The organism is Sphingobium agri, assembly GCF_023051225.1.
Classification (GTDB): Bacteria; Pseudomonadota; Alphaproteobacteria; order Sphingomonadales; family Sphingomonadaceae; genus Sphingobium; species Sphingobium agri.
The window spans coordinates 88,870-113,889 of sequence record NZ_JALKHS010000018.1; the positions used below are offsets into that span (position 1 = coordinate 88,870).

Here is a 25,020-nt window from a genome sequence, read left to right on the forward strand (position 1 = left end):
AATGCCCACCACCACCCACGACGTCGTCATCATCGGCTCCGGCGCGGCAGGCCTCACCGCCGCCATCAACCTGGCGCAGGATCGCAAGGTGGTCGTCCTCGCCAAGGCAGCGCTCGACAGCGGCTCGACCAACTGGGCGCAGGGTGGCATCGCCGCCGTCCTCGACGCGGGCGACAGTTTCGAAGCCCATGTCAACGACACGATGGTCGCAGGCGCAGGCCTCAACAATCGGGAAACGGTGGAGTTCGTCGTCTCCGAAGCCCCCGCCGCCATCGAAAGGCTGGCAGAACTGGGAGTCCCCTTCAACGGCGGCGAAGAGTTCGGAGAACGCTGGCACCTGACGCGCGAAGGCGGGCACAGCCACCGCCGCATCGTCCATGTCGACGACGCCACCGGCCATGCCGTGCAGGTCGCCTTGCTCAAGGCCGCGCGCGCCAACCCCAACATCACCCTGCTGGAGGATATGGTCGCCATCGACCTCATCACCTCCCGCCATGGCGAGCGCTATTCGGGCGACGGTCATGTCTGGGGCGTCTACGCCTTCAACAAGCGGACCAAGCATGTCGACGCGCTGCTGGGCCGTGCGACGATCCTCTGCACCGGCGGAGCGGGCCGCACCTACCTTTTCTCCACCGCCCCGCGCGGCGCGACCGGCGACGGCATCGCCATGGCCTGGCGCGCCGGCTGCCGCGTCTCCAACATGGAGATGAACCAGTTCCACCCGACCTGCCTCTACAATCTGGAGGTCAAGAATTTCCTGATCACCGAAGCGGTACGCGGCGAAGGCGGTCACCTGAAGCTCCCCACCGGCGTCCCCGGCGGCGGCGAGCGTTTCATGCCCCGGTTCGATCCCCGCGCCGAACTTGCGCCCCGCGATGTGGTGGCACGCGCCATGGACCATGAGATAAAGCGGCTCGGGCTCGACTATGTTCATCTCGACATCAGTCACAAGGAACCCGAATTCGTCCGCACCCACTTTCCCACCATCTACGCGCGGCTGCTCGACCTCGACATCGACATCACCAAGGAACCGATCCCGGTCGTCCCGGCGCAGCATTATACCTGCGGCGGGGTCATCATCGACCTGGACGGCCGTACCGACCTGCCGGGACTCTATGCTGCTGGCGAAGTCACCGAAAGCGGCCTGCATGGGGCCAATCGCCTCGCGTCCAACTCGCTGCTCGAATGCTTCGTCTTCGGCGAGGCGGCGGCCCGCCATATCCGCGCCCATTGGGGCGAACTGCCGCCGCCCCCAGCGATCCACCCATGGGACGAAAGCCGCGTCACCAACAGCGACGAAGAGGTCATCGTCCAGCATAACTGGAAGGAAATCCGCCGCTTCATGTGGGACTATGTCGGCATCGTCCGCACCACCAAGCGGCTTGAGCGCGCGCAGCACCGCATCGACCTGCTCGCCAAGGAAGTGGACGAATATTACGGCCATTTCCGCGTGACGCCCGACCTGATCGAGTTACGTAACCTTCTGGAGGTCGCCCGTCTCGTCGTCCGCTCGGCGCTCCGCCGCAAGGAAAGCCGGGGCCTGCACTATACGCTCGACTATCCCGACATGCTTCCGCAAGCGGTCGACACGGTACTCGCGCCCTGATGGCGGTCGGCTCAGCTCGACAGGAACCGCTTCACCACGGCGCTGAACCGCGCGGGCTGGTCCGCCATGATGACATGGCCGCTCGGCCCGATCGGCGTCAGCTTCAGGTCCTTCTTGGCCGCATAGGCGCTGCGGAAATTGCGCGCGATTTGCGCCGACTGCGCGGCGTCAGCCCCGACCGCATAGACCACCTCCATCGGCACGGCGATCCGTCCAAGCTGCGGCCCCAGATCGACATTGGCGAGATCGCGAAGCGCATTGGCGATGACATCAGGATCGCTCCCCTTGGCCCCCGGCGAATCCGCGACGATCTGCGCCAGATAAGCCCGGCCCGCCTTGGTGCCGGTGAAATACTGGCTCAGCTGGTTGGCGAGATAGCCCATGCCCCGCGCCGTGCCGCCGACCATCGCCGCGCCTTCCGGCAGCATGTCGACGACCATGATCCGCCCGGCTGCGCCCTTCAGGCCCAGCATCATCGCCAGCGTGCCGCCCATCGAATGCCCGACCACCGCGGGCCGCACCAGCCCGGCCGCCTTGATGTAGCGCGCAATCTCATCAGCCAGCGGCTGCACCAGCGGCCCGCTCGCATTGGCATCGGCTGCGAGCCCGGCAAAGCCGCGCACATGGACAAGGTGCCAGCGATAGCCGGGCAGCTTCGCCATCATGCCGCTCCACAGCGATGGCCCGCTGGCGAGCCCCGCGATCAGGATCACGTCGCGTCCCGCCCCGCGCGTCGTCACGGCGATCCGGCGCGATGCAAAGGGCGCGGCCGACGCGCTCTGATGCCGCAGCAATATCAGCCCGGCGCAAGCGCCCGCGCCCATCCGCAGCAATGCCCGCCTGTCGATGATCGATCCGTCCATGCGCCCTTCCTTGCCCATCCCTGCTTAACGGCGGGTGAGCGCTGCTCGGCCATATCGTTCAGGCTCCTTACATCGCAAATGTGGAATCATTCGTCGCATCGTCCTTGTCAGCCGAAGGGTGCCGCAGGCCTAAATGAAGGAGAAGTCGGGGATATTCATGGACAAGCGAAATAAGGGGCGCAGCCTGCGTCCGGACGGGGGATCGCTCCGCCTCATCCTGTTGGTTGCGGCACTTTCCGCGTGCGTCAGCGCTCCCATGGAGCCGCAAGCCAGCGCCGCCCGGCAGGTGCAGCCCACGACGGCCACATTCCCGATCAAGCGCGTCGCTAACCCGCCCAAGACTTTCGACGAACTCGACGTCGATCAACGCCAGACCCCGCCGCCTGCCCTCGTCAGCGTCGTGCGCAACCTCGGGCAGAGCTTCAATGGCAAGGTCGGCATCGCCGTCCGCCGCATCGGGGCCGACTGGACCGTCGCGTGGAACGGAACCTCACTCTTCCCGCAGCAAAGCGTATCGAAGCTCTGGGTGTCGATGACCTTCCTCGACGCGGTCGACCGGGGCAAGATCCGCCTGACCGACACGACCACGATCACGCGCAAGGACCTCACCCTCTTCCACCAGCCGACCGCCGCGCTCGTCGGGACCAGCGGCTGGACGACCAGCTATTCCGACCTCATGCGCCGTGCGATGACGCAGAGCGACAATACCGCGAACGACACGCTGCTGCGCGCGGTCGGCGGCCCCGAAGCGGTGCGCGCCTACCTCGCGCGGCGGACGATCAAGGATATCCGCTTCGGCCCCGGTGAGCGGCTGCTGCAATCGGCCACCGCCGGGCTTGACTGGCGGCAGGATTATTCGATCGGCCGCAACTTCTACGCCGCCCGTTCCCGCCTGCCCATGTCGGTACGGACCAAGGCGCTCGACAATTACCTCTCCAATCCGCCGGACGGCGCTGCGCCCTCCTCGATCGTCAAGGCGCTGGCAAAGCTCAAGGAAGGCGAGATGCTGTCCCCCGCGTCAAGCCAGTTGCTCATGTCGATCATGAGCGAGGCGAAGACCGGCCCGCAGCGCATCAAGGGCGGCGTGCCTCCCGGCTGGAAATATCTGCACAAGACCGGCACGGGCCAGGAATTGGCTCCACGCTCGACCGGCTATAACGACATCGGCATCATGACCGCGCCCGACGGCACCAGCTATGCCGTGGCGGTGATGATCGGCAGCACGACAGAGCCTATCCCGGTCCGCTGGCAGCTGATGCAGGCAGTCGCGAAGGCCGTGGCCGCGAACCACGAGAAGCGGTAGGCGCGGCCTTATTTGCCCAGCATCCGGTCGAGCGCATCCGCGATCGCCGTCATGCCGGGCAGCGTGGGATGATAAGGCGCGCTCACCGGCTTCCCTGGAACAGGATAGCCGTTCATCCACGGATCTGGCGCGCAAACATCATGCCCCTTGGTCAGGCGCGAAGCAGCGAGGATCGCCCCGCCCGTCTCCCGCGCCACCCGCGCCGTCAATGCCGCCAACCGTTTCGCTACCTGACGCGCTCCATCCGCCTGCTCCGGCGAAAGCGGCGCCGCCGCGCAACCGCCCCGCTCGGGCAGGACGGCAGGATAATCGACCCAGATCAGCCGAGCCTTTGGCGAACGCTGCCGCACCTCGTCCGCGATCCGGCGAAGCGCAGCTTCCAGCGCCGCCCACTTCTCCTCAGTCGCCGGGACAGCGGGCGGACAACGGACGCTGCTCGCCGCATTCGCCCTCTGACAGGATGCCGCCATCACCCCCCCGATGTAGCCGACATCATTACCGCCGATGGTGATCGTGACGAGCCGCGTCTCCGACGTCAGCGCATCGATCTGCGGCGCAATCCCCGCCCAGCCATCAAGCACACCGCGCGTCGTCGCCCCGCTGCAACTGACATCGTCAAGCTGCAGCCCCCGCCGCTTCGCCAGTTGCTGAGCATAATTATTCGCCGACCGTGCGCACAGGGTCGGCTTGCTCCCGGCAGAAGGCGCAATCCCCGGTCCTGCGGCAAAGGAACTGCCCATTGCCACATAAGCGGCGCCGACCGGCATGGCCGCATCGTGGCGCACACGCTGATCATGGGCACAACCTGCCGTCATCAGCCCTGACAGAAGCGCACAGTAGGGGAAAAAGCGGATCATGCGCTTGTCGCTCCTCAATCCAGGTTCGGCCGCAGCCAGCGCTCGGCGGTCTCCACATCGATCCCGCGTCGCTGCGCATAATCCTCCAACTGATCGCGCCCAACCCGCGCCACGCCGAAATATTCCGCCTGCGCATGTCCGAAATAAAAGCCGCTGACCGCCGCTGTCGGCAGCATCGCGAAGCTCTCCGTCAGCGTCACACCCGTCGCGTGATGGGCATCGAGCATGTCGAACAGCAACGGCTTGAGGCTATGCTCCGGACAGGCCGGGTAGCCGGGCGCGGGACGGATGCCGCGATATTGCTCGCGGATCAGCGCCTCGTTGGTAAGCTGTTCCCCCTCGGCGTAACCCCACAGGGCGGTACGGACATAATGATGCAGCCGCTCGGCAAAGGCTTCGGCCAGACGATCGGCCAAGGCTTTTAAAAGGATGTCCGAATAATCATCGATCGCCGCCTTGAAGCGCGCAAGATGCGGCTCGATACCATGGATCGAGACAGCAAAACCGCCCATCCAGTCGCCATTGGGGCTGATGAAGTCGGCCAAACACATATTCGCCCGCCCTTCGCGCTTGGCGATCTGCTGCCGCAACATGGGCAGGCGGACATGCTTTTCGTCTTCGACATGGACGATGATGTCATCGCCTTCGCGGCGGCAGGGCCATAGCCCGACCACGCCGCGCGCCGTCAGCCACTTTTCGCTGACGATCCGGTCCAGCATCTTCTGCGCGTCGTTGAAGAGGCTCGTCGCGCTTTCGCCAACCACCTCATCCTGCAGGATCGCCGGATAGTTGCCCGCCAGTTCCCAGGCCCGGAAGAAAGGCGTCCAGTCGATATAGTTGATGAGGTCCTTCAAATCCCAGTCGGGGAAACTATGAATACCCGGCAGCAGCGGGCGGGGAGCCTTCAGCGCCTCATCCATCTCGAACGCGTTGGCGCGCGCGTCCTCGATCGAGAGCAACTGGCTCTGCCCCTTGCCCTCGCGCGCGGCGCGGACATGGGCATAATCATCCTTTGTCTTCTGGACGAAGTCGGTCTTCTGCGTCTCGGACACAAGAGCCGTCGCGACGCCGACCGCGCGGCTGGCGTCCAATACATGCACGACCGGACCAGTAAAGGCTGGGTCGATGCGCAGCGCGGTATGCACGCGTGAAGTGGTTGCGCCTCCGATCAACAGCGGCATCGTCATGTTGGCGCGCTGCATTTCCGCCGCCACCGTGACCATCTCGTCGAGCGACGGGGTGATGAGGCCGGACAGGCCTATCATGTCCGCGTCATTCTCGTTCGCTGCCTTGATGATGTCCTGCCACGGCACCATCACGCCCATGTCGATCACTTCAAAGCCGTTGCACTGAAGCACGACGCCGACGATGTTCTTGCCGATATCATGCACGTCGCCCTTGACGGTCGCCATGATGATCTTGCCCTTGCCCTTCGCGCCGGGCTCCTTGGCCGCCTCGATGAAGGGCAGGAGGTGTGCCACCGCCTTCTTCATGACGCGCGCCGATTTCACCACCTGGGGCAGGAACATCTTGCCCGCGCCGAACAGGTCGCCGACCACGTTCATGCCGTCCATCAGCGGGCCTTCAATGACATGGATCGGCTTTTCGGCGGCCAGGCGCGCTTCTTCCGTATCCTCGACCACCCAGCTGTCGATGCCCTTGACCAGTGCATGTTCCAGCCGCTTGGCGACGGGCCAGCCGCGCCATTCCTCGGCCGCCTTTTCGGACGCGGCATCCTTGCCCTTGAAGCTTTCGGCCAGTTCGACCAGCCGGTCGCCCGCTTCCGGATCGCTGTTCAGCAGCACATCCTCGCACGCCTTGCGCAGCGCCGGGTCGATGGCGTCATAGACGTCCAGCTGCCCGGCATTGACGATCGCCATGTCCAGCCCCGCCGGGATGGCATGGTAGAGGAAAACCGAGTGCATCGCCCGCCGCACCGGCTCGTTGCCACGGAAGGAGAAGCTGAAGTTCGACAACCCGCCTGAAATATGGACATGCGGGCAGCGTGCCTTGATCTCGCGGCACGCCTCGATGAAATCGACGCCGTAATTATTGTGCTCTTCGATGCCCGTCGCCACCGCGAAGATATTGGGATCGAAGATGATGTCCTCGGGCGGAAAGCCGATGGTCATCAGCAGCTTGTACGCGCGCTCGCAAATTTCGACCTTGCGGTCCTTGGTGTCCGCCTGACCGGTTTCGTCGAAGGCCATCACCACCACGGCCGCGCCATAGGCCATGCATTTGCGGGCGTGGTCGAGGAATGCTTCCTCACCCTCCTTCATGCTGATCGAGTTGACGATCGGCTTGCCCGAAACGCATTTCAGCCCGGCCTCGATCACCTCCCATTTGGAGCTGTCGATCATCACCGGCACCCGGCTGATGTCCGGCTCGGACGTCATGAGCTTCAGGAAGGTCGTCATCGCCTCCACGGCGTCTAGCAACCCCTCGTCCATATTGACGTCGACGATCTGCGCGCCATTCTCAACCTGGTCACGGGCAATGTCGATGGCGGCGGCATAGTCGCCCGCCATGATCAGTTTCTTGAACTTGGCCGATCCGGTGACGTTGGTACGCTCACCGATGTTGACGAAAGTGGCGGTCGATTGGGTCATGTCATTCTCTTCCCCCCTCCCGCGAGCGGGAGGGGCCGGGGGTGGGCTTTCTCGGGATGACGCCTCGACCGGCCCACCCCCTAACCCCCTCCCGCCTGCGGGAGGGGGAACAATTTACGCAGCGATGTGCATGGGCTCCAGTCCGGCAAGCCGCGTAACCACCGGCAATTCCGGCACGATCCGCGGCTTATGCCCCGCCAGCGCCTTTGCCACCGCACCTATATGCGCAGGGGTCGTGCCGCAGCAGCCGCCGACCATATTAACTAGGCCCTCATCCACCCACTGGCGGATCAGGGTCGCCGTCGTCTCGGGCAACTCATCATATTGGCCCAACTCGTTCGGCAGCCCGGCATTGGGATAAGCCAGGATCAGAGTATCGGCATTCTTCGCCAGCTCGGAGAGATAGGGCCGCAGCAAATCCGCGCCGAACGCGCAATTCACCCCAATGGTCAGCGGCTTCAGATGCCGCAGCGAATACCAGAAGGCGTTGATCGTATGCCCGGACAGGTTCCGCCCCGACATATCGGTAATGGTGAAGCTCAGCATCAGCGGCACGGGCCGCCCCGCCGCCGCCTCCGCCTCGCGCGCAGCCATGCCCGCCGCCTTGGCGTTCAGCGTGTCGAAGCAAGTCTCCACCAGCAGGAAGTCCACCCCGCCCTCGATCAAGGCATCGCACTGCTCGCGATAGTCCGCCTTCAGCGTATCATAATCGACCTCGCGATAGGCCGGATCATTGACGTCGGGCGAAATCGACAGCGTTTTGTTGGTCGGCCCGATCGACCCCGCCACGAAGCGCGGGCGGCCGTCCTTCGCAGTCGCGGCTTCACATGCCTTGCGCGCGATCTGGGCAGCCGCGATGTTGATCTCCCGCACCAGATGCTCAGCTCCATAATCGGCCATCGCGATCTTGGTGGATGAGAAGGTGTTCGTCTCGATCATGTCCGCACCGGCATCCAGATAGGCGGTGTGAATGCCCTCGACGATATCCGGCCGCGTCAGGCACAGAAGGTCGTTATTCCCCTTCTGATCCTTCGCCAGATCGAGCGATCCGCGATAATCCGCCTCGGTCAGTCCATGCTTCTGGATCGACGTGCCATAGCCACCGTCGAAAATCATGATCTTTTCAGCGGCAACGGCTCGAAAGCGCTCCTCAGCGGTCATGCCGTCTTCTCCGTGTTCGCAGGCCGCAAACCAAGCAGATGACATATCGCATAGCTCAGCTCCGCCCGGTTGAGCGTATAGAAATGAAAGTCGCGCACCCCGCCCGCATAAAGCTTGCGGCACAATTCCGCCGCCAGCGTCGCGGAAACCAGCTGCCGCGCGGCGGGCAGATCGTCCAGTCCTTGAAACAGCTTGCCCATCCAGCCCGGCACATCGGTATTGCACATCGCCGACATGCGCTGAACCGCGGCGAAGTTGCTCACCGGCATGATGCCCGGGATGATGTCTGCCGTAATCCCTGCCGCTGAAGCAGTGTCGCGGAACCGGAAGAAGGTTTCCGGTTCGAAGAAGAATTGCGTGATCGCCCGGGTAGCACCCGCATCCAGCTTGCGCTTCAGATTATCGACGTCGCTCTGCGCGCACGCCGCATCGGGGTGCGTTTCGGGATAGGCCGCGACCGAAATCTCGAACGGATGGCGCTTGCGCAAGCCTTCGACCAGCTCGGCCGCGCCCTGGTATCCTTGCGGATGAGGCATGAACTTCGTGCCCGCTTCCGGCGGGTCGCCACGCAGCGCGACGATATGCCGAACGCCCGCGTCCCAATAGGCGTCGGCCACCTCGTCGATCTCGGCCTTGCTCGCCGCCACGCAGGTGAGATGCGCAGCGGCCGACAGCGGCGTTTCCTTTGCGATCCGCGCCACCGTGTTATGCGTCCGCTCCCGCGTCGAGCCGCCCGCTCCATAGGTCACGGACACGAACTTGGGCGCCAGCGGCGTCAGCGTCTCGATCGCCGACCAAAGCTGCTCTTCCATCTTCTCCGTCTTGGGCGGGAAGAATTCGAAGCTTACATTCAGATCGCCTGCCAGATCCGCATAGAGCGGCGCTTGCCAAGCCCGCGCGGCCTCTTCGCTGGAGGGGATGCTTAGGGTCATAGGGAAAGTCGTCCTTCGATGGGCAGGATGCGCGCGCCCCGGCGGCGGCCCAGCCATAATACTACCGTCAATTCCTGGCTGGGCAGCACTTCTACCCGTTCCAGTTCCAGGCCCGCGTCCGCGAACCAGCTTTCGATCTGCTCATCGGAAAAGCCAAGCCGCGCATGCTGGTCGCGCAGCCGAAGCTCTTCCCGTTCATGCGCCGCGAAATCGGCGATCAGCACACGCCCGCCGCCCGTCGTGACGCGCGCGGCCTCCGCGATCACCGCTTCAGGCGCCTGCGCATAGTGCAGAACCTGGTGCAGGACCACCGTGTCCACGCTGCCCGGCTCCAAAGGCAAAGCCGTGAAGTCGCCCAGAACCAGCGCATATTTATCGCCTGCATCTTCCGGCAGCTTGGCCCGTGCCAGCCGCAGCATGTCGGGGCTGCGATCCAGCGCCGTCACCTGATCGGCCGAACGCCCGAACAGCTCTATCATCCGGCCAGTGCCGGTGCCGATGTCGAGCAGATGGCCGATCGTTTCGGGTCCGAGCAACGCCGTCATCACAGCTTCGACATCCACATCCGGCACGTGAAGCGATCGGATCGCGTCCCATTCGTCGGCATGTTCGGCAAAATAGCTTTCCGCCGCGCGCGACCTGTCGGCGCGGACAGCTGCCAGCCGGGCGAGGTCGGCCTTTTGCCATAGCTCCTCGCTTTCCGACGGTATCAGCTGATCGAACAGCGCCAGGAAGGGCGCTATTACCTCGCCCCTCACCAATCGCAGAAACACCCAATTGCCTTCCTTGCGCCGCTCGACCAAGCCCGCTTCAGCGAGAATGCGGACATGGCGGGAGACGCGCGGCTGGCTTTGGCCCACAACTTGGGCGATCTCGCCCACCGCAAGTTCCATCGCGCGCAGCAGATAGATGATGCGCAGCCGCGTCGGGTCGCCTAGGGCGCGAAAGATGTCGAGTGCGGCGCTCATGACATTACCATATAAAGAAATCTTTATATGCGTCAATGGCCGTACGCAAGATCGGGGCCGATCGCTGGTTCAACTCCCGCAAATGCGCGAGTCGCACTATGGGGATTGCCTTGAGTCGTTCAAAGCATTACGAATCGGCCCCGCAGGCGCAAAGGGGGGTGAACTTTTCTCCGAGAGTGGTCTGCACCGTTTTATCTCTGAGAGGGGTTTGCCCATGTCCAAGTCGATTGCTCTTTCGCTCGTTCTCGCCGCATCGCTCGGCCTCGCCGCTTGCTCGAAGGGCGAAGAAAACGCCGCCAACGCTTCGGCCAACGCTGCTGAGAACGCTTCGAATGCTGCTGACAACGCCATGAACGCTGCCGAAAACGCTGCTTCGAACGCTGCCAATGCTGCTTCGAACGTCAGCAACACTGCTGAAAACGCTGCTTCGAACGCGATGTAATTTCCCTCCTCGGGATTTTCGGAAACAGGGCCGCCCGGCAACGGAGCGGCCCTTTTCTTTTGCGCGGCCTACACGACATGAAAAGGGCCACCCTTTTCAGGGCGGCCCTCCTTGTTCAACGGTAAGTGGCTGATCAGCAGTCGCGATCGATAGCCCGGCCGGCCAGCGCACCTACGCCCGCACCCACGATCGCACCGGTGGTGCCATCGCCGCGGCGGCCATAGCGGCCACTGCCCTTGCCAATCTCATTACCCAGCAGGCCACCGGCGATCGCACCTATGATCGTGCCGCCCGTGCCATTGTCCCGGCAGCGATAGCCACCGCGATAGCCCCGGTAATAATTGTTGCGGTAGTAGCGGTCACCCCGGTAGCCGCGATAAGAGTCACCGCGATAATAATCGCCACGGTAGCCGCGATAGCCCCGGTCGCCACGATAATAGTCGCCGCGCTCGTAACGGCCCCAGCCATCCCGCGCCTGCGCAGGCGCTGCAGTGACGGCGAAGGAAGCAGCGCCCATTGCCAGCGCCGCCCCCATATTGATCAGAAACTTGGTCTTCATGGCGTGCTCCTCAATAATCTTGCTCTCGACCCGGTGAGCCATTGACGCCGCACCTTCGATTGCACCCCTTTTGACCGATTCGCATTGAGCCGAGCCTGAATGGGCGTGTCAGCCGCCGTTCAGAAAAAATATCCGCTTCCACTGTGATGCGGGCGCACCAAGCCTCGGTCCCGACCGGCGACCTTACACCAAAAGCGCTCGGCTGTCGCCAAGGGGAGCAATCAGCCGTTGGTGGAGTGCGATGGATTGCCTATGGCGAGGCGATGCGCCGTATCCTGATCGTCCTGTTGCTCGCGATCCTGCTTTTGCCAGCGCCCCACAAGAACAAGCCTGAACTGCTCAAAGCGGGCCCGCTGCTCGTCACGGTCCGTCCCCTGTCCCTGAACTCGGCAGATCCCGCGGACAGGAGCGCAGGGGCGCTCGACTATCTGGGAGGCTGGCAGCTGAGCAGCCCGCATCATGGCTTCGGCGGCATATCCTCGCTCCTAGTCGACGAACAGGATCAGGTGCTGGCGCTCAGCGATTCCGGCACGCTCATGGGTTTCGCTCTCACGCCCAATCCCAAAAACAGACATTCTTTCATCGCGCCGCTGCCTGTCCGCCCGCAGGATAAGGACCAGCCTTGGTGGGCGTGGGATTCAGAGGCGATCGCCTACGACGCTGTCACCAGCAGATATTGGGTCGGCTTCGAGATGCTCCAGCGCATCTGCCGCTATGCACCGGGATTTTCGCGGGTAGAGGCGTGCCGCACCTGGCCTGAAATCGAAGCGTGGCCCGAAACAGGGTCGATCGAATCCATGGCGCGTCTTCCGGACGGCCGCTTCCTTGTGATCGCGGAAATGGGGATGATGGCGGATGGCAGCCATGACAGCCTGCTTTTTGCTGCCGACCCCGCCGAAGAGAGCACCCCACGGCCCACACGCCTCCGCTACGTCGCCCCGCGCGGCTATCGCCCCACGGATGCCGTTGCTCTCGATGATCGTCACATTCTGGTTTTGAACCGCCGCGTCACATTGCGCGACCTGTTCACGGCGACGCTCGCCCTGATCGAGCTGCCCGACCGCCCAAAGCCGGGCGACCGGCTGATCGCTCGCACCTTGGCCCGGCTCGCGCCGCCGCTGTTGGCGGACAATTTTGAAGGGCTGGCGGTAACGCGGGAGCACGGACAAACGATCGTCTGGATCGCGTCAGACGATAATCATGAATTCTTCCAGCGTACCTTGCTCCTGAAATTCGCCCTGCGTGGAGCGCCCGGCTCTTCGTGAGCCGTAAGCGCAGCTTTGCTCCGCCCGCTACACCCGTTCGGGCTGAGCTTGTCGAAGCCTGCCCTGAGCCCGTCGAAGGGGTTTTTTCTTTCTGGAGAACAGTAGAACCCTTCGACAAGCTCAGGGCGTACGGTTTTCGAAACTATGCCGACTGAAATACGACGTCCTAAACCGAACGACACCTCGCTCATTCCTCGTGGACGCAAAAAAGCGGCCCGTTGCCAGGCCGCTTCTTAAAGCCGAAACGAATCGAACCGAATCAGGCGGCTGCGGCAGCCTGCTTCTTGACGATGTCGCGCTTCAGGCGGCGCGCCTTCAGCGACAGCTTTTCATCGCTGGTCTTCAGCAGCCAGTTGTCCAGGCCGCCATTATGTTCGACCGAACGCAGACCATGGGTCGACACGCGCAGCTTGACGGTGGTTTCCAGCGTTTCGGAAATCAGCGACACATTCTGCAGGTTGGGCAGGAACACGCGCTTGGTCTTGTTATTGGCGTGGGAAACATTGTGACCCACCTGGCGGCCCTTGCCGGTCAGCTCGCAAATGCGCGACATAGTCAATCAACCTTGTAGTTCATGTTCGTTCGGAAAGCGGCGCCAGTAGCGGGATTCCGGATGGCCGTCAACCCGCCAAGCCGGTGAGATCGGACCGCTTGCGCAACCCTTTCCGCCACTCGGACGTTTGCAGCCGATAGACGAAAGGAGGGCGCAATGCGACTCATTGGTGGCTTGTTGCTGATTGTTCTGCTGGTGCTGGCCGCCGGCATCGCGACCGGCTTTGTCGATCTGCAAAAGACCCAGGAAGGCAGCCTTCCCAGGATCGCCGTCGAGGGCGGTCAGCTCCCCAAATTCCAGGCCGACGTTGCCAAGGTCGAAGTGGGCACGCGCAATGAAACGGTCGAGGTGCCGACAGTGGACGTAAAGAAGCCCTGACCATTTCTCGAACGGACGAGGATGCTGTAAGGGCGTGCCGATGGCACCGCCCTTCCCCCTTCCCGGACCGATGCGCCGCGCGCTTGAATTGGCGCGCGCTGCGGAGTTGGCGGGCGAAGTGCCGATCGGCGCGGTCGTCACGCTCGACGGGCATATCCTTGGCGAAGGGGAAAACCGCAACCGCCGCGACCGTGATCCCACGGCCCATGCCGAAATAGTTGCCCTGCGCGCCGCGGCGGAGCGGCTGGGCGATTTCCGCCTAACCGGCTGCGACCTTTGGGTAACGCTCGAACCCTGCCCGATGTGCGCGGGGGCGATATCCCACGCGCGCATCGCCCGCCTCTATTATGGCGCTGCCGACCCCAAAGGCGGCGCGATCGAACAGGGCCCAAGGCTTTTCACCCAACCCCAATGCCTCCACCGCCCCGAAGTTTATGGCGGGCTCGGGGAAGCGGAGGCGTCAACGCTGCTGCGCGACTTTTTCGCTGCCCGCCGTTGAGTAATCGATGCGATAAAGGGTGTAGGGCAAGGCAAAGCCGCTCTTGAGCGTCACGGGTTTGAGCCAACCGGGAACCTCGCCGCGTATCAACCCCGCATAGAAGCCGCGCGGGCTGCGGGACTGGTAGACTGTTCCTTCCGGAAACCCAGGACAGATCAGCAGATAGGTGGCATGATGCCGCGCAGCGATCGGCCGGAATGCCTCTGCGGTGCCATCGAAGGCATGATGCAGGTCCAGGATCACTGCTCCGTTCCGGTGATAGGGCCCTGCAACGGCGCTGTGATGCGTCGTGGCGATCAGGCGCGGCCCCAGATCGACCATAGTGAATATGGTGGCGGCCGGAAGCTGGTTCAGCACCTCCAGCGCTGGCAGCGACCGGCAACGCCCATTGGCCTTGTTGATCGACTGCAATCGGCTCTTCGCCGCCGGACGCTGGACCTTAGGCTTTTCGCCGGTCACGCCCGCCCATAATTGATTGATCTGCGGGTAAAGCGGCGTCGCGAACGCGGCTACGCCCAGCAGCGCGGCTCCGGCGATGCCGAACGCGCGGGCAACGGGCCTGCCGGAAAATATGATCTGAAGAACACGATGCGCCGCCCATGCCGCCGCCGGAATGGCGAGCAGCTGCGCGGCAGGCCCCGCCCGCAACTGCCAGAAAAGCAGGGCGGTTGAAAACAACATCATCAGCCCGACGGTGGCCCAGGCCCATAGCCGGTCGCTATCACGCCGCGACTCCCACAGCGCCCAGATCAGGCCGAACAATCCCGCAACCGGAATGGCCATGAGCGGCACGATCAGGCTGCGCGCCTGAACCGTGATCGGCTTCGCCTCCCTAATATTGGCGAGCCACAGCCGCTCCAGCTCCGGCGAAATCTGATAGGCGCCCGTCAGGCACTGCGGCCAGTTGAGCCATGCAAAGGCGGCGACGGCCGCGCCAACCACCACGCCAGCGCCCAATCTCGCCTGCCAGCTTCGAAGCGGCAGCACCGCCAGCAGCGTCATCCCCGCGCCCACGGCTCCGAATATCGCCACCCAAATGGGCGAGATAGCGTCACACACCATCTGCCGGTTCGCGTAGCTGGCGAAGAGCAGGAACAGCACCGAAATCGAACCGGCAAGGCTGAGCGCATAAGGCAGCATCCGCCTCGCCGCGCCTTCCTTGAACACCCAGCGTAGCGCGATCAGCGCGCCGCCTGCCGCCAGATAGACGATCATCTCCATGCCGATGGTGATGGAAAGCGCGCTGCTCACGCCCGCGACGACGCCGCCGCGCAGCCAGTTGCGGTCGACAAGCCCCGCCAGCATCAGCACCGTCAGCGCCAGTTGCCAGCCATGGTGATCGACCCGCATCGGCAGGAACATGGCTATGCCCATCTGCGCTGCGAACGGCGCCAGCACCGCCAATATCCAGCCATTGCCTCCCGCCAGGCGACGAGCGATGAAGCCCAGTCCTAGCATGAGCGGCAACAAGGGAAGCGTCGGCGCGATGGCGCAGGCAAGCCGGTCGGCCAGCCCCTGCTCCAGAAACGCCCGGAACAGCAGCATCAACGCCGCGAGGGGCAGATCGACCAGCCTGGACCAGTGGATGTTGAACCCGGCGGGCGGGTCCAGACGATATTGCCTCAGATCATACCAGCCCTGTCCCGCCAGCCAGTCCTTGACCTGCAAATACCGCATATTGTCGTCGGTATCATTGAGCGTCAGCCAGTGGATGGCTGGCCAGCGCGAATAGAGCAGCCAGCTGACGGCCGCGACCCACATCAGGAAGGTCAGCCATTTCCAGTGCACCTGCGCCCAGGCAGATATCCAGACCAGGGCGCGCCGGATTCTTTCCCGCACGGTGAAGCCGCTTTGCAAGTTCATGGCCGGTGGATTAGAGCGTTCGCATCAAATCGCAACGGGGCCTTCATGAAATTGCTGTCACGCCTGACGCCAGAGCGGCAGGCCCTGTTCTGGCAGATCGTGCGCTATGGGCTGAGCGGCCTCTTCATCACAGCCTGCCAGGCGGTGATCTACTGGACGCTCGCCGCCCTCGCGGGGTGGCACCCGCAGCTTGCCAATGTCACGGGCTATGTCGCGGCGGTGATGATCGGCTATGTCACGCACAGCCTCTTCACCTTCCGCGATCAGGGCAGCGATGGAAACCACGCCGCACGCGGCGTCAAGTTCGTGGCCGTGTCACTGCTGAGCTACGCGCTGAACGCTCTCTGGGTCTTCCTGTGCGTCACCCAAATGCAATGGCCGGAATGGTCGCCCATCCCGGCCATGCTGTTCGTAACGCCAGCCGTGGTGTTCGGCCTCAATCGTCAGTGGGTATTCCGTTAGCGTCCCCTTAATGGACGAAGCGAGCGACCACGTCCCTGTAGGACCGGCTGACCTTCACCTGAGCGCCCGATTCCAGCACCAGGAAGCATTCGCCATTGGTGTGCGGCTTCACCTGCCGCACCTGGCTTAAGTTAACGATGGTCGATCGGTGCACCCGCTGGAAATTGCGCGGGTCGAGCCGCTTTTCCAAGTCCTTCATCGTCTCGCGCAGGATGAGGGAATTATCCGCCGTGTAGATGCACATATAGTCGCCCGCGGCATCGATCCGCTCGATCGAATCCACATCGACCCGGAAGATCTGCCCCCGGTCCTTGATGTTGATGAGCTTTTCGAAACGGTTCGACGAGGGTGCCTCTTCATCGGCGTTGAATTCGTTCATCGCATCGGGCGCGACCTCCGCCAGCACTTCGCGCAGCTTCTCCGCTTCCTGCACCTGCTTCTTTTCGGAAAGGCGCTGGCGCACCCGGTCGAGCGCGTCGGCCAGGCGGCCTTCATCGACCGGCTTCATCAGATAATCGACAGCCTGCGCCTCAAAAGCCCGAATCGCGTGATCGCTATAGGCGGTGCAGAAGATGAACAGCGGCGGTTCGACTTCCATCAGGCCCTGGACAACGGAAAAGCCGTCAAATCCGGGCATCTGAATGTCGAGGAACACAAGGTCGGGTTTATGCGTCTTGATAGCGCGGATGGCTTCACGGCCATTCGAGCAGGTTTCTACGATTTCGACATCCTCATGCGCTTCCAGACGGAGCTTGAGGCCTTGGATAGCCAGGCTTTCGTCATCGACGAGGATTGTTCTAATGGTCATGCGGCCACTTTCGATGGTTCATCCAGATTAAGCGGCATTTCGATATGGACCGAAAAGCCGCCTGGCGTGGAACGCGTTTCAAAGCTCTGTCGTTCCCCGAACGCCTGGATCAGGCGGTCGCGGATATTCGCCAGGCCAACGCCTGTCCCTTCGCTCATGGGAGTGTTCGGCCGCGTGAACCCTTCGTTCAATCCCGGACCCGTATCGGACACGACGATCCGGACGTTTTCACCGGCAGGCTGCGCCGTAATGGCGATTTCTGCTCCCTCTTCCTTGGGTGTGACGGCATATTTGATGGCATTTTCGACCAGCGGCTGCAGCAGCAGGGACGGCAATCGCGACTGCGCCACCGCCGGGTCGATGTTGAAGACCGGCCGCAACCGGTCCTCGAACCGCATCTTCTCGATTTCAAGATAGAGTTTGAGCGTCTCTACCTCCTGCTCGATCGTCACCTGCGCGGTCGGCTCGTTGATCAGCGTGTAGCGCAGGAAGGACGACAGGCGCGACAGCATCGCATTTGCCCGATCGGTCTGCTTGAGCAGCACAAGGGTCGAAATGCTGTTCAGCGTATTGAACAGGAAATGCGGATTGAGCTGGTAGCGAAGCATCGCCAGTTGCGCGCTTGATGCCTGATTTTCCAGAAGCAGCAGCTGGTCCGCCTGCTCCTCCACCTGCAGATAGAAATTGATGGCGTAATACAGCGCCGACCAGGCACCGAGCAATGTGATGCTGAGATAGAAAGCGCCCAGGAACAGCTGCACGCCAGCCGTATCGCTCCCTCGGTTCTGGGTCGAAAATACCCATGCGTCGATGAAGGCGACCAGACCGGCGGCCAGCACCACCGTCACGATCGAAGCGCCCCAGGTGATGATCGGCCGCTGCCTTTGCAAAAAGCGGAAGATGACCGCGATGAGCAGCGTTACCGAATAGCCGGACACCGTCGATATCATCACCGGGATCAGGCTGGAAAGCGGCTGCCCATTCGCGATGGTAGACGACCCACGCAGCAGGAAGGCCCCGGCCCACCCGACCGATTGCAGATTCCAGAAGGCGCGGTTCTTGTCAGCGAAAAAGGGCTGAGGCTGAATACGTTGGACAGACATCGCCGCCAGCCTAGGCGAATTCAGGCCCAGGGTGAAGCCACCCGCATCACGCCGCGGTAGCAGCTTCCTGATCCATCGGCGTGACTTCGTCAGGGCAAAGCCAGACAAGGTCCCTCAACTCAAGCGGGCGGCCGTCATGCGCCTGTATGGTCACCCGGCGGATCGGTTGGCCGTCCCGCTTGTCGGCCAGCACCTGGCAGGACAGCGGACCGCATCCCCATTTCTCGCCCCATTGGCGCAGCGCGATCATGACGGGGGCCAGCTCCTGCCCTTTCTCGGTCAGCCGATATTCGATTTTCCGCCGATCGCACTGCATCGGCTGGCGCAACATGATCCCGTTTTCAACCAGGCGCGAAAGCCTGTTCGCCAGGATGTTGCGGGCTATGCCAAGCGATGACTGGAAATCTTCGAAATGCCGGATGCCCGATAAGGCGCCGCGGAGGATGAGAAACGACCAGCGCTCACCCATCGCCTCCAGTGCGCTCGGCAGCGCGCACTGTTCCAGATCCTGCGCCAGATTATGCTTCATCGTCCGCCTAGATAGCTCAAAGCCACGGCCCATGCAAAAGTGCAGCCATTTGCCCCAAGATGGGATTTTTTTGTTGCACAGCAAGATGCTTCCCGGACAATCGGCAATACGATGCTGCGTCAATATGAACTTGTTGAGCGGGTGAAGCGCTACGATCCGGATGCGGACGAAGCGATGATCAACCGCGCCTATGTCTTTTCCGTCCAGAAACACGGGTCCCAGAAGCGCGCCAGCGGCGACCCCTATTTCAGTCATCCCATTGAAGTCGCAGGCATCCTGACCGACTTCAGCCTGGACGATCAGACGATCGTGACGGCGCTGCTGCACGATACGATCGAGGATACGCTCGTCACCTATGACGAGATCGAAAGCGCGTTCGGCAAGGATGTCGCCAGGATGGTCGACGGCGTCACGAAGCTGTCGAAGATCGAGGCGATGTCGGAAAATGAGCGGGCGGCGGAAAATCTCCGCAAGTTCCTGCTCGCCATGTCGGACGACATCCGTGTGTTGCTGGTCAAGCTCGCCGATCGGCTGCACAATATGCGCACGCTGCATTTCATCAAGAATGAGCAGAAGCGCCGCCGCATCGCCCGCGAAACGATGGACATCTATGCCCCGCTGGCCGAGCGGATCGGCATGTATGATTTCATGCGCGAGATGCAGCTGCTCGCTTTCCGCGAGCTGGAACCGGAGGCCTATGACAGCATCACCAAGCGCCTCGAACAGCTGAAAGAAGGCGGCCACGGCAAGGTCGACCGTATCGGCGCGGAATTGCAACTGCTGCTCGGTGGCAAGAATCTGTCCGTCACCGTGTCCGGCCGCGAAAAGCACCCCTATTCCATCTGGAAGAAGATGCAGGAACGACACATCAGCTTCGAACAGCTGACCGACGTCATGGCGTTCCGCGTGATCACCGACACGACGGAAGACTGCTACCGGGCGCTCGGCTTTATCCACCAGACCTACAAAATGGTCCCCGGCCGGTTCAAGGATTACATCTCCACGCCCAAGCGCAACGGCTACCGGTCGCTGCACACCACCGTCATCCACCAGGACAATGCGCGCATCGAGGTGCAGATTCGCAGCCGCGACATGCACAACGACGCCGAACTCGGCCTCGCGGCGCACTGGGCCTACAAGCAGAAGGGCGACGCGGCCGATCATCATGCGGCATGGCTGCGTGACCTCGTCGAAATTCTGGAACAGAGCCAGGATGCGGACGAACTGCTCGAACATACCCGCATGGCGATGTACCAGGATCGGATATTCGCCTTCTCTCCCAAGGGCGAGCTGCACCAGCTGCCCAAGGGTTCCACCCCGGTCGACTTCGCCTATGCGGTGCACACCTCCCTCGGTAACCAGACGGTGGGCGCGAAGGTCAACGGCCGCGTGGTCCCGCTGCGCACCAGCCTTGAAAATGGCGACCAGGTCGAAATCCTCAAATCCGAGGGGCAGGAACCGCAACCGGGCTGGCTGACATTCGCCATTACCGGCAAGGCGCGCGCCGCCATTCGCCGCTATATCCGCCAAAAGCAGCGTGGCGAGGAAGTGGCGCTGGGTGAGAAGCTCTATGAGGAAATCATCGGCCGCTTCTCCCCCGAACTGGCCAGCGAACTGGGCGACAAGGCGCTGAAGGCTGCGTTGAAGCGCTTGAAGCTGGAGGACCGTGCCTCTTTGATGGTCGCCATCGCCACGCACCGCCTGCTGGACTCAGAGGTGATGGAGGCGCTCGTCCCCGGCTCCACCAGCGTCGAAGGCGTCGAAGAAGCCCATCCGCGCCAACACGCCCCCGTCTCGATCCGTGGCCTCACGCCCGGCATCGCCTATAATCTGGGCGATTGCTGCCACCCCGTGCCGGGCGACCGCATCGTCGGCGTCCGCCGCACGGGCGAACCGATCGAAGTGCACACTATCGACTGCCGTTCGCTCGAAGCCGGGCAGGATGACGATTGGGTTGATCTCAGCTGGGACAGCAGGTCCAAGGGCGGCACCGCGCGCCTGCAGGTTATCGTCAAGAACCAGCCCGGCGCCCTCGCCGCCGTCGCGAACGTGTTCGGCGCGACCAAGGCGAACATCCTGAACCTTCAGCTGGTGAACCGCGAAGGGCCGTTCCACACCGACATCATCGACCTGGAAGTCAACGACGCCCAGCACCTGAACCGCATCCTCTCGGCACTCCGGGCCCTCGACATAGTGGTGCAGGCGGACCGCGTATAAGCGGCGTGACCTCCCCCTCCCGCAGGCGGGAGGGGGCTGGGGGGTGGGCCAGCGCAACCTCGATCCTTCAGAATATGCTCGCGCAAATCCGAACCTGTATCCCGAAAATCACAATCTGCGAAAAACCATCCTATTTCGCTCCACACCCTCCCATTCCCGCTGTCCTACACAGCCCCAACCTGCCTATCTCCCAGCGGTCTTTGAAAACGTCGAACCGCTTCCCACCACGCCTACGCGCGCTCGCGCACGCGCGCGCATATGGTGTGAACTTCGGTGCAGAAACGGCGGTTTTCCGCCATTTGCCCGGCCTGCGTCAGAATCCGCGTGACACAAGGCGTCCTATTTTGTAGAGGCCCGCGCAGCAGGCTCCTTCGGGAGTCTTCCGTCCGAGACAGTTGGTGAAGGGAATTTGCCCTTCTTAATCTCCAGCCTAGACGGGGAAAAGTTCTCTACCGGCCGGGCTCTGCCTGTCCGGGTCTGCCTGTTCTCCCATGAGGATGCGGGCCAGTCGATCTCTCCCCTTCGGACTTTAGTGCCCCGCGATCCGTCGCGGGTTTTAGCCGTTCGCTGGTTCGCCAGTGGACATGAAGTGGAGAATGGCATGGATCGTAATCAGAAAGCTGAGGTCGTTTCCGCGCTGAACGCACATCTGGCAGAAGTTGGCGTGGTCGTCGTGACCCGCAACCTCGGCATGACGGTCGCTCAGTCGACCCAATTGCGTCAGAAGATGCGCGAAGCCGGTGGCACCTACAAGGTTACGAAGAATCGCCTCGCCAAGATCGCCCTTGAAGGCACCGACTATACCGGCATCAGCGACCTGCTGACCGGCTCTGTCGGCCTCGCCTCCTCGGCCGATCCGGTTGCAGCCGCCAAGGTTGCAGTCGAATTCGCCAAGACCAACGATCGTCTTGAGATCGTTGGCGGCGCGATGGGCGAAGTGCTGCTGAACGCGGAGGGCGTGAAAGCGCTCGCCTCGATGCCGTCGCTGGATGAACTGCGTGCGAAGCTGGTCGGCCTTCTGGTCGCCCCTGCTACCAAGCTCGCAACCGTCACCCAGGCGCCGGCTGCCCAGCTCGCGCGGGTCTTCAACGCCTATGCGGAGAAGGACGCGGCCTGATCGCCGTCGTCTCGACCGTCAATACACGTTTTCAACTCTTGATTTTGCGGGGTTCATCCCCCGCCCAGAAGGGAAATTAACATGGCAGATATCAATGCTCTGGTCGATCAGCTGTCGGCCCTGACCGTTCTCGAAGCCGCTGAGCTTTCGAAGGCCCTGGAAGAAAAGTGGGGCGTTTCGGCTGCTGCTGCTGTTGCAGTTGCTGCTCCTGCCGGTGGCGCCGCTGGTGGCGCGCCTGCTGAAGAAGCCAAGGACGAATTCGACGTCGTTCTGACCGGCGACGGTGGCAAGAAGATCAACGTCATCAAGGAAGTCCGCGCTATCACCGGCCTGGGCCTGACCGAAGCCAAGGCGCTGGTCGAAGGCGCGCCGAAGGCTGTCAAGGAAGGCGTCGGCAAGGAAGAAGCCGAAAAGCTCAAGAAGCAGCTGGAAGAAGCCGGCGCGACTGTCGAACTCAAGTAATCGGATCGCTCCGCCTCGCGCGGGGCACCGATCCAGCTCAGCTGGAACAAGGGGCGGTATCTTCGGATGCCGCCCTTTTCGTGAGCGCCTAGCAACTCCCCGTCAGGCGCGGTCCAGGGCCCCGATCAACGCCTGAGTCAACAGCCTGACCTTCTCATCTTCAGCATCTGCATCCACCGCTTCTTCCAGCGCGGACGCACTGCTGCTGATCTCTCCATAACCAAATATCCCGGCAACCCCCGCCAACCCATGCGCGAGTTGCAGAAGCCGGGGGCAATCGCCCGCCGCCAACGCCGCCTCGATCGCCGCGCGATCGGACGCTGCCCGCTGCTGAAAACGCTGCCGCATCTCCTGCATCTGCCGTTCCATGCCGCTCATGGCTGAAGCAATGTCCGCACATTCCCAGCAAGACTCATCGGATCGAACGGCTTGGCCAATACCGCACGCGCACCAAGCGCCTTCAAGTCCGTCACATGCCGCGGATGCGTCTTCGCCGTTATGAATGCGGCGGGGATTTCGCTGGTGTCCGGATCGGCGCTCAACGCCGCCAAGGTCGTCGGCCCATCCATGCCCGGCATCATCACGTCAAGAAGGATGAGCGCAGGCTGCCATTGCTTCGCCTGTTCCAATGCTTCAGCGCCAGACGCCGCCGTGCGCACCTCAATTTCCGGGTCCAGTTCAAGCGACATGACGGCTATTTCCCGCAAGTCAGCTTCGTCATCGACATACAGGATGCGGATCAACCCGGCCTCTCCTTCAGCTCGCGGTGACGGCAGGCAGTTCTACACGGAAGGTCGCGCCCTTTTCCGTCTCCGGGTCGAGCGTGATACTGCCGCCATGCGCCTCTACTATGGCCTTGCTGATCGCCAGACCCAGGCCGGTGCCTGCATGACCTTGTTGATGGGCGCCGTCCTCCTGTTCAAAACGCTTGAACAGTCTGGCCCGGAACTCCGGCGAAATACCCGGCCCTTCATCAGCCACGCTGATGTGCGCACTATCGCCCGCACGCTGCAGCGAAACGCGGACCGTGCCGCCGGAGGGCGAGAATTTGCAGGCGTTCGACAAGAGATTGGTCATGACTTGGCACAGACGGTTGCTGTCAACCTTCGCCACCACGGCGTCAGTTGGCCTTTCGAAAGCGAGCCTGACGCCGAAACGCTCCGCATAGGGTTCGATCTGCTCAATCGCTTCCGTCAGCAGCAGGCCCAGTTCCCGCCCCTCGAAATGGAAAACCAGTTTGCCTGATTGAAGCTTGTCCATGTCCAGCAGGTCGTTGACCAGATGGATCAACCGCTCGGCGTTCTTGCTGCCGATCGCAACCAGTTGCTTGGCCCGGTCGGGCAGCTCTCCCGCAGCCCCGCCCGCCATCAGTCCCAAGGCCCCCGAGATAGCTGTCAATGGCGTGCGCAGTTCATGACTGACCGTCGATACCAGTTCGTCCTTCAACCGGCTGATCTGCCGTTCCTGGGTTACATCCCGTGCGGTCATGATGAAGCGCCCGCCGCGGATCGATTCGCGCCTTATGTCGAGGATACGGCCGTTCCGGCGCTGAATTTCCAGACGCCGACTATCGCTTGTGCGGATGGACTCCACAAAGCCCGTAACGATCTGATCCGGATCGCCAGGACCCAATTCGCCACGCTGCGCCGTGAGCCGGATGAGATCACGCGCATCCCGGCCGCCCGTGACACTATCGGGAGCATAATCGAAGAGATCGACGAAAGCCTGATTCCAAAGCATCAAGCGTAAATCCCGATCGACCACCGCGACGCCACCGCTGACGTTTTCGACCGTCAGCTTGAGCAACTGGCGTTCGTCGTCGAGCTTACGCCGATGCTCCTCCGCCGCAAAACCCTCCACCCTGAACTCGATGAGATCGACCACCGTCCGCGCAAGTTGCGCAAGGCGCTTTTGCTCCTGCTCCCCAAAATCGCGGGGCTCGTGATCGATGATGCAGAGCGTCCCGATCGGCTGCCCGTTGGCCACCCGCAACGGCGCACCCGCATAGAAGCGGATGTGCGGCGCGCCGGTAACTAACGGATTGCTGCGAAATCTGGGGTCCTTTGCGGCATCCGGGACTACCATCACCTCAGGCTGCAAGATCGCGAAGGCGCAGAAGGCAACGTCACGCGGCGTATGGGTTTCATCAATCCCGCATGCGCCGCGAAAACATTGCGCGTCCGATCCCACGATCGACACCAGCGACATGGGCGCGTCGAACAGGTCGGCGGCGAACTGGGTGATATGATCGAAGGGCTGTTCCCGGCCGATGCCCCCCAGCCGATAATGCTCCAGCGCTTGCAGCCGGTCAGCCTCATCCGCCGGGATAGGGGGTTTTACCGTGCCAGAATGCTGTTGGCGCTCTTGCGTCCCTGACATCTGTCCTCACATCCGACATGTCGTCATCACATAAGTCCACACCTTATCTGGCGTGAAATCAACTACTTCCTGAACCATTCAG

At 62.6% G+C, this 25,020-nt stretch carries 25 protein-coding genes; 10 read left to right on the forward strand and 15 right to left on the reverse strand.

Annotation, left to right across the window (positions count from 1 at the left end; genetic code table 11):
• The first annotated feature begins 1 nt into the window (after position 1).
• Positions 2–1,606, forward strand: coding sequence for an L-aspartate oxidase (gene nadB / locus MU848_RS16010; RefSeq protein WP_247234124.1), 1,605 nt, complete (start codon positions 2–4; stop codon positions 1,604–1,606).
• An 11-nt stretch (positions 1,607–1,617) separates the two neighbouring features.
• Here nadB and MU848_RS16015 read toward each other — a convergent pair whose 3' ends face one another.
• The gene (locus MU848_RS16015) at positions 1,618–2,469 is read right to left on the reverse strand and encodes an alpha/beta fold hydrolase (RefSeq protein ID WP_247234126.1); all 852 of its coding nucleotides are present in this window, start codon (positions 2,467–2,469) and stop codon (positions 1,618–1,620) included.
• Positions 2,470–2,626: 157 nt separating this feature from the next.
• On the opposite strand from MU848_RS16015, the gene MU848_RS16020 reads away from it, so the two are divergent.
• Positions 2,627–3,772, forward strand: a complete 1,146-nt coding sequence (locus MU848_RS16020; protein ID WP_247234128.1) for a serine hydrolase — start codon at positions 2,627–2,629, stop codon at positions 3,770–3,772.
• A gap of 8 nt (positions 3,773–3,780) precedes the next feature.
• Here MU848_RS16020 and MU848_RS16025 read toward each other — a convergent pair whose 3' ends face one another.
• From MU848_RS16025 to MU848_RS16045, 5 genes are all read right to left on the reverse strand, one after another.
• Complete coding sequence (locus tag MU848_RS16025; RefSeq protein ID WP_247234130.1) at positions 3,781–4,629, reverse strand: SGNH/GDSL hydrolase family protein; 849 nt, start codon at positions 4,627–4,629, stop codon at positions 3,781–3,783.
• A gap of 14 nt (positions 4,630–4,643) precedes the next feature.
• The gene (gene metH, locus MU848_RS16030) at positions 4,644–7,241 is read right to left on the reverse strand and encodes a methionine synthase (protein WP_247234132.1); all 2,598 of its coding nucleotides are present in this window, start codon (positions 7,239–7,241) and stop codon (positions 4,644–4,646) included.
• 114 nt (positions 7,242–7,355) lie between these two features.
• The gene (locus tag MU848_RS16035; protein WP_247234134.1) at positions 7,356–8,402 is read right to left on the reverse strand and encodes a homocysteine S-methyltransferase family protein; all 1,047 of its coding nucleotides are present in this window, start codon (positions 8,400–8,402) and stop codon (positions 7,356–7,358) included.
• Positions 8,399–9,334 carry a methylenetetrahydrofolate reductase gene (metF, locus tag MU848_RS16040; protein WP_247234135.1) on the reverse strand — a complete coding sequence of 312 codons (936 nt, stop codon included), beginning with the start codon at positions 9,332–9,334 and terminating at the stop codon, positions 8,399–8,401. The genes MU848_RS16035 and metF overlap by 4 nt, the downstream gene beginning before the upstream one ends.
• On the reverse strand, positions 9,331–10,302 hold the full coding sequence (locus MU848_RS16045; protein ID WP_247234137.1) for an ArsR/SmtB family transcription factor: 972 nt from the start codon (positions 10,300–10,302) through the stop codon (positions 9,331–9,333). The genes metF and MU848_RS16045 overlap by 4 nt, the downstream gene beginning before the upstream one ends.
• 214 nt (positions 10,303–10,516) lie before the next feature.
• Between MU848_RS16045 and MU848_RS19085 the strand changes: the two genes are divergently transcribed.
• On the forward strand, positions 10,517–10,744 hold the full coding sequence (locus MU848_RS19085; RefSeq protein WP_097090850.1) for a circumsporozoite protein: 228 nt from the start codon (positions 10,517–10,519) through the stop codon (positions 10,742–10,744).
• A 133-nt stretch (positions 10,745–10,877) separates the two neighbouring features.
• Here the strand turns inward: MU848_RS19085 and MU848_RS16055 are convergent, their stop codons facing one another.
• Complete coding sequence (locus MU848_RS16055; RefSeq protein WP_097090849.1) at positions 10,878–11,303, reverse strand: glycine zipper 2TM domain-containing protein; 426 nt, start codon at positions 11,301–11,303, stop codon at positions 10,878–10,880.
• Between the two features lie 263 nt (positions 11,304–11,566).
• Here MU848_RS16055 and MU848_RS16060 point away from each other — a divergent pair, with 263 nt between their 5' ends.
• On the forward strand, positions 11,567–12,568 hold the full coding sequence (locus MU848_RS16060) for an esterase-like activity of phytase family protein (RefSeq protein ID WP_247234141.1): 1,002 nt from the start codon (positions 11,567–11,569) through the stop codon (positions 12,566–12,568).
• Between the two features lie 259 nt (positions 12,569–12,827).
• Here the strand turns inward: MU848_RS16060 and rpmB are convergent, their stop codons facing one another.
• Complete coding sequence (gene rpmB / locus MU848_RS16065) at positions 12,828–13,121, reverse strand: 50S ribosomal protein L28 (protein ID WP_097090848.1); 294 nt, start codon at positions 13,119–13,121, stop codon at positions 12,828–12,830.
• Between the two features lie 156 nt (positions 13,122–13,277).
• Here rpmB and MU848_RS16070 point away from each other — a divergent pair, with 156 nt between their 5' ends.
• Both MU848_RS16070 and MU848_RS16075 read left to right on the forward strand, forming a co-directional pair.
• Positions 13,278–13,499 carry a hypothetical protein gene (locus tag MU848_RS16070; protein ID WP_097090847.1) on the forward strand — a complete coding sequence of 74 codons (222 nt, stop codon included), beginning with the start codon at positions 13,278–13,280 and terminating at the stop codon, positions 13,497–13,499.
• A 40-nt stretch (positions 13,500–13,539) separates the two neighbouring features.
• Positions 13,540–13,998, forward strand: a complete 459-nt coding sequence (locus MU848_RS16075) for a nucleoside deaminase (RefSeq protein ID WP_247234143.1) — start codon at positions 13,540–13,542, stop codon at positions 13,996–13,998.
• On the opposite strand, the gene MU848_RS16080 is transcribed toward MU848_RS16075, so the two are convergent.
• Positions 13,960–15,861, reverse strand: coding sequence for a hypothetical protein (locus tag MU848_RS16080; RefSeq protein WP_247234145.1), 1,902 nt, complete (start codon positions 15,859–15,861; stop codon positions 13,960–13,962). The genes MU848_RS16075 and MU848_RS16080 overlap by 39 nt on opposite strands.
• 45 nt (positions 15,862–15,906) lie before the next feature.
• Here MU848_RS16080 and MU848_RS16085 point away from each other — a divergent pair, with 45 nt between their 5' ends.
• Positions 15,907–16,323, forward strand: coding sequence for a GtrA family protein (locus MU848_RS16085; protein WP_247234147.1), 417 nt, complete (start codon positions 15,907–15,909; stop codon positions 16,321–16,323).
• Positions 16,324–16,330: 7 nt separating this feature from the next.
• Here MU848_RS16085 and MU848_RS16090 read toward each other — a convergent pair whose 3' ends face one another.
• From MU848_RS16090 to MU848_RS16100, 3 genes are read right to left on the reverse strand one after another with little or no spacing between them, the layout of a single operon-like run.
• Positions 16,331–17,131, reverse strand: a complete 801-nt coding sequence (locus MU848_RS16090; RefSeq protein ID WP_097090843.1) for a LytR/AlgR family response regulator transcription factor — start codon at positions 17,129–17,131, stop codon at positions 16,331–16,333.
• Positions 17,128–18,234 (reverse strand): sensor histidine kinase, encoded by a 1,107-nt coding sequence (locus MU848_RS16095; RefSeq protein ID WP_097090842.1) that lies wholly within the window; start codon positions 18,232–18,234, stop codon positions 17,128–17,130. The genes MU848_RS16090 and MU848_RS16095 overlap by 4 nt, the downstream gene beginning before the upstream one ends.
• 46 nt (positions 18,235–18,280) lie before the next feature.
• The gene (locus MU848_RS16100; protein ID WP_097090841.1) at positions 18,281–18,763 is read right to left on the reverse strand and encodes a winged helix-turn-helix transcriptional regulator; all 483 of its coding nucleotides are present in this window, start codon (positions 18,761–18,763) and stop codon (positions 18,281–18,283) included.
• Between the two features lie 111 nt (positions 18,764–18,874).
• Between MU848_RS16100 and MU848_RS16105 the strand changes: the two genes are divergently transcribed.
• The 3 genes from MU848_RS16105 (at position 18,875) to rplL (ending at position 22,559) form a co-directional block, all read left to right on the forward strand.
• The gene (locus tag MU848_RS16105; protein WP_097090840.1) at positions 18,875–20,980 is read left to right on the forward strand and encodes a RelA/SpoT family protein; all 2,106 of its coding nucleotides are present in this window, start codon (positions 18,875–18,877) and stop codon (positions 20,978–20,980) included.
• 601 nt (positions 20,981–21,581) lie between these two features.
• Positions 21,582–22,097, forward strand: a complete 516-nt coding sequence (gene rplJ / locus MU848_RS16110; RefSeq protein ID WP_247234149.1) for a 50S ribosomal protein L10 — start codon at positions 21,582–21,584, stop codon at positions 22,095–22,097.
• Positions 22,098–22,178: 81 nt separating this feature from the next.
• On the forward strand, positions 22,179–22,559 hold the full coding sequence (gene rplL, locus MU848_RS16115; RefSeq protein WP_097090838.1) for a 50S ribosomal protein L7/L12: 381 nt from the start codon (positions 22,179–22,181) through the stop codon (positions 22,557–22,559).
• A gap of 102 nt (positions 22,560–22,661) precedes the next feature.
• Here rplL and MU848_RS16120 read toward each other — a convergent pair whose 3' ends face one another.
• Genes MU848_RS16120 through MU848_RS16130 form a run of 3 tightly spaced genes read right to left on the reverse strand, consistent with a single transcriptional unit; the run spans position 22,662 to position 24,938 of the window.
• Positions 22,662–22,937, reverse strand: coding sequence for an Hpt domain-containing protein (locus MU848_RS16120; RefSeq protein ID WP_247234151.1), 276 nt, complete (start codon positions 22,935–22,937; stop codon positions 22,662–22,664).
• Positions 22,934–23,302, reverse strand: a complete 369-nt coding sequence (locus tag MU848_RS16125; RefSeq protein ID WP_247234153.1) for a response regulator — start codon at positions 23,300–23,302, stop codon at positions 22,934–22,936. The genes MU848_RS16120 and MU848_RS16125 overlap by 4 nt, the downstream gene beginning before the upstream one ends.
• Positions 23,303–23,315: 13 nt before the next feature.
• A complete protein-coding gene (locus MU848_RS16130; RefSeq protein ID WP_247234155.1) occupies positions 23,316–24,938 on the reverse strand; it encodes a GAF domain-containing sensor histidine kinase in 1,623 nt (540 codons plus the stop codon).
• Positions 24,939–25,020 lie beyond the last annotated feature (82 nt).

Excerpts from the sequence above, each read along its gene's own strand:
- MU848_RS16095 (WP_097090842.1), bottom strand. The coding sequence starts at position 18,234 with ATGTCTGTCCAACGTATTCAGCCTCAGCCCTTTTTCGCTGACAAGAAC.
- metH (WP_247234132.1), bottom strand. The coding sequence starts at position 7,241 with ATGACCCAATCGACCGCCACTTTCGTCAACATCGGTGAGCGTACCAAC.
- rpmB (WP_097090848.1), bottom strand. The coding sequence starts at position 13,121 with ATGTCGCGCATTTGCGAGCTGACCGGCAAGGGCCGCCAGGTGGGTCAC.
- MU848_RS16120 (WP_247234151.1), bottom strand. The coding sequence starts at position 22,937 with ATGAGCGGCATGGAACGGCAGATGCAGGAGATGCGGCAGCGTTTTCAG.
- MU848_RS16020 (WP_247234128.1), top strand. The coding sequence starts at position 2,627 with ATGGACAAGCGAAATAAGGGGCGCAGCCTGCGTCCGGACGGGGGATCG.
- MU848_RS16075 (WP_247234143.1), top strand. The coding sequence starts at position 13,540 with ATGGCACCGCCCTTCCCCCTTCCCGGACCGATGCGCCGCGCGCTTGAA.
- MU848_RS16080 (WP_247234145.1), bottom strand. The coding sequence starts at position 15,861 with ATGAACTTGCAAAGCGGCTTCACCGTGCGGGAAAGAATCCGGCGCGCC.
- MU848_RS16130 (WP_247234155.1), bottom strand. The coding sequence starts at position 24,938 with ATGTCAGGGACGCAAGAGCGCCAACAGCATTCTGGCACGGTAAAACCC.
- MU848_RS16055 (WP_097090849.1), bottom strand. The coding sequence starts at position 11,303 with ATGAAGACCAAGTTTCTGATCAATATGGGGGCGGCGCTGGCAATGGGC.
- MU848_RS16070 (WP_097090847.1), top strand. The coding sequence starts at position 13,278 with ATGCGACTCATTGGTGGCTTGTTGCTGATTGTTCTGCTGGTGCTGGCC.
- rplJ (WP_247234149.1), top strand. The coding sequence starts at position 21,582 with ATGGATCGTAATCAGAAAGCTGAGGTCGTTTCCGCGCTGAACGCACAT.
- MU848_RS16035 (WP_247234134.1), bottom strand. The coding sequence starts at position 8,402 with ATGACCGCTGAGGAGCGCTTTCGAGCCGTTGCCGCTGAAAAGATCATG.
- rplL (WP_097090838.1), top strand. The coding sequence starts at position 22,179 with ATGGCAGATATCAATGCTCTGGTCGATCAGCTGTCGGCCCTGACCGTT.
- MU848_RS16025 (WP_247234130.1), bottom strand. The coding sequence starts at position 4,629 with ATGATCCGCTTTTTCCCCTACTGTGCGCTTCTGTCAGGGCTGATGACG.
- MU848_RS19085 (WP_097090850.1), top strand. The coding sequence starts at position 10,517 with ATGTCCAAGTCGATTGCTCTTTCGCTCGTTCTCGCCGCATCGCTCGGC.
- MU848_RS16105 (WP_097090840.1), top strand. The coding sequence starts at position 18,875 with ATGCTGCGTCAATATGAACTTGTTGAGCGGGTGAAGCGCTACGATCCG.
- metF (WP_247234135.1), bottom strand. The coding sequence starts at position 9,334 with ATGACCCTAAGCATCCCCTCCAGCGAAGAGGCCGCGCGGGCTTGGCAA.
- MU848_RS16015 (WP_247234126.1), bottom strand. The coding sequence starts at position 2,469 with ATGGACGGATCGATCATCGACAGGCGGGCATTGCTGCGGATGGGCGCG.
- MU848_RS16085 (WP_247234147.1), top strand. The coding sequence starts at position 15,907 with ATGAAATTGCTGTCACGCCTGACGCCAGAGCGGCAGGCCCTGTTCTGG.
- MU848_RS16060 (WP_247234141.1), top strand. The coding sequence starts at position 11,567 with ATGCGCCGTATCCTGATCGTCCTGTTGCTCGCGATCCTGCTTTTGCCA.
- MU848_RS16100 (WP_097090841.1), bottom strand. The coding sequence starts at position 18,763 with ATGAAGCATAATCTGGCGCAGGATCTGGAACAGTGCGCGCTGCCGAGC.
- MU848_RS16045 (WP_247234137.1), bottom strand. The coding sequence starts at position 10,302 with ATGAGCGCCGCACTCGACATCTTTCGCGCCCTAGGCGACCCGACGCGG.
- MU848_RS16090 (WP_097090843.1), bottom strand. The coding sequence starts at position 17,131 with ATGACCATTAGAACAATCCTCGTCGATGACGAAAGCCTGGCTATCCAA.
- nadB (WP_247234124.1), top strand. The coding sequence starts at position 2 with ATGCCCACCACCACCCACGACGTCGTCATCATCGGCTCCGGCGCGGCA.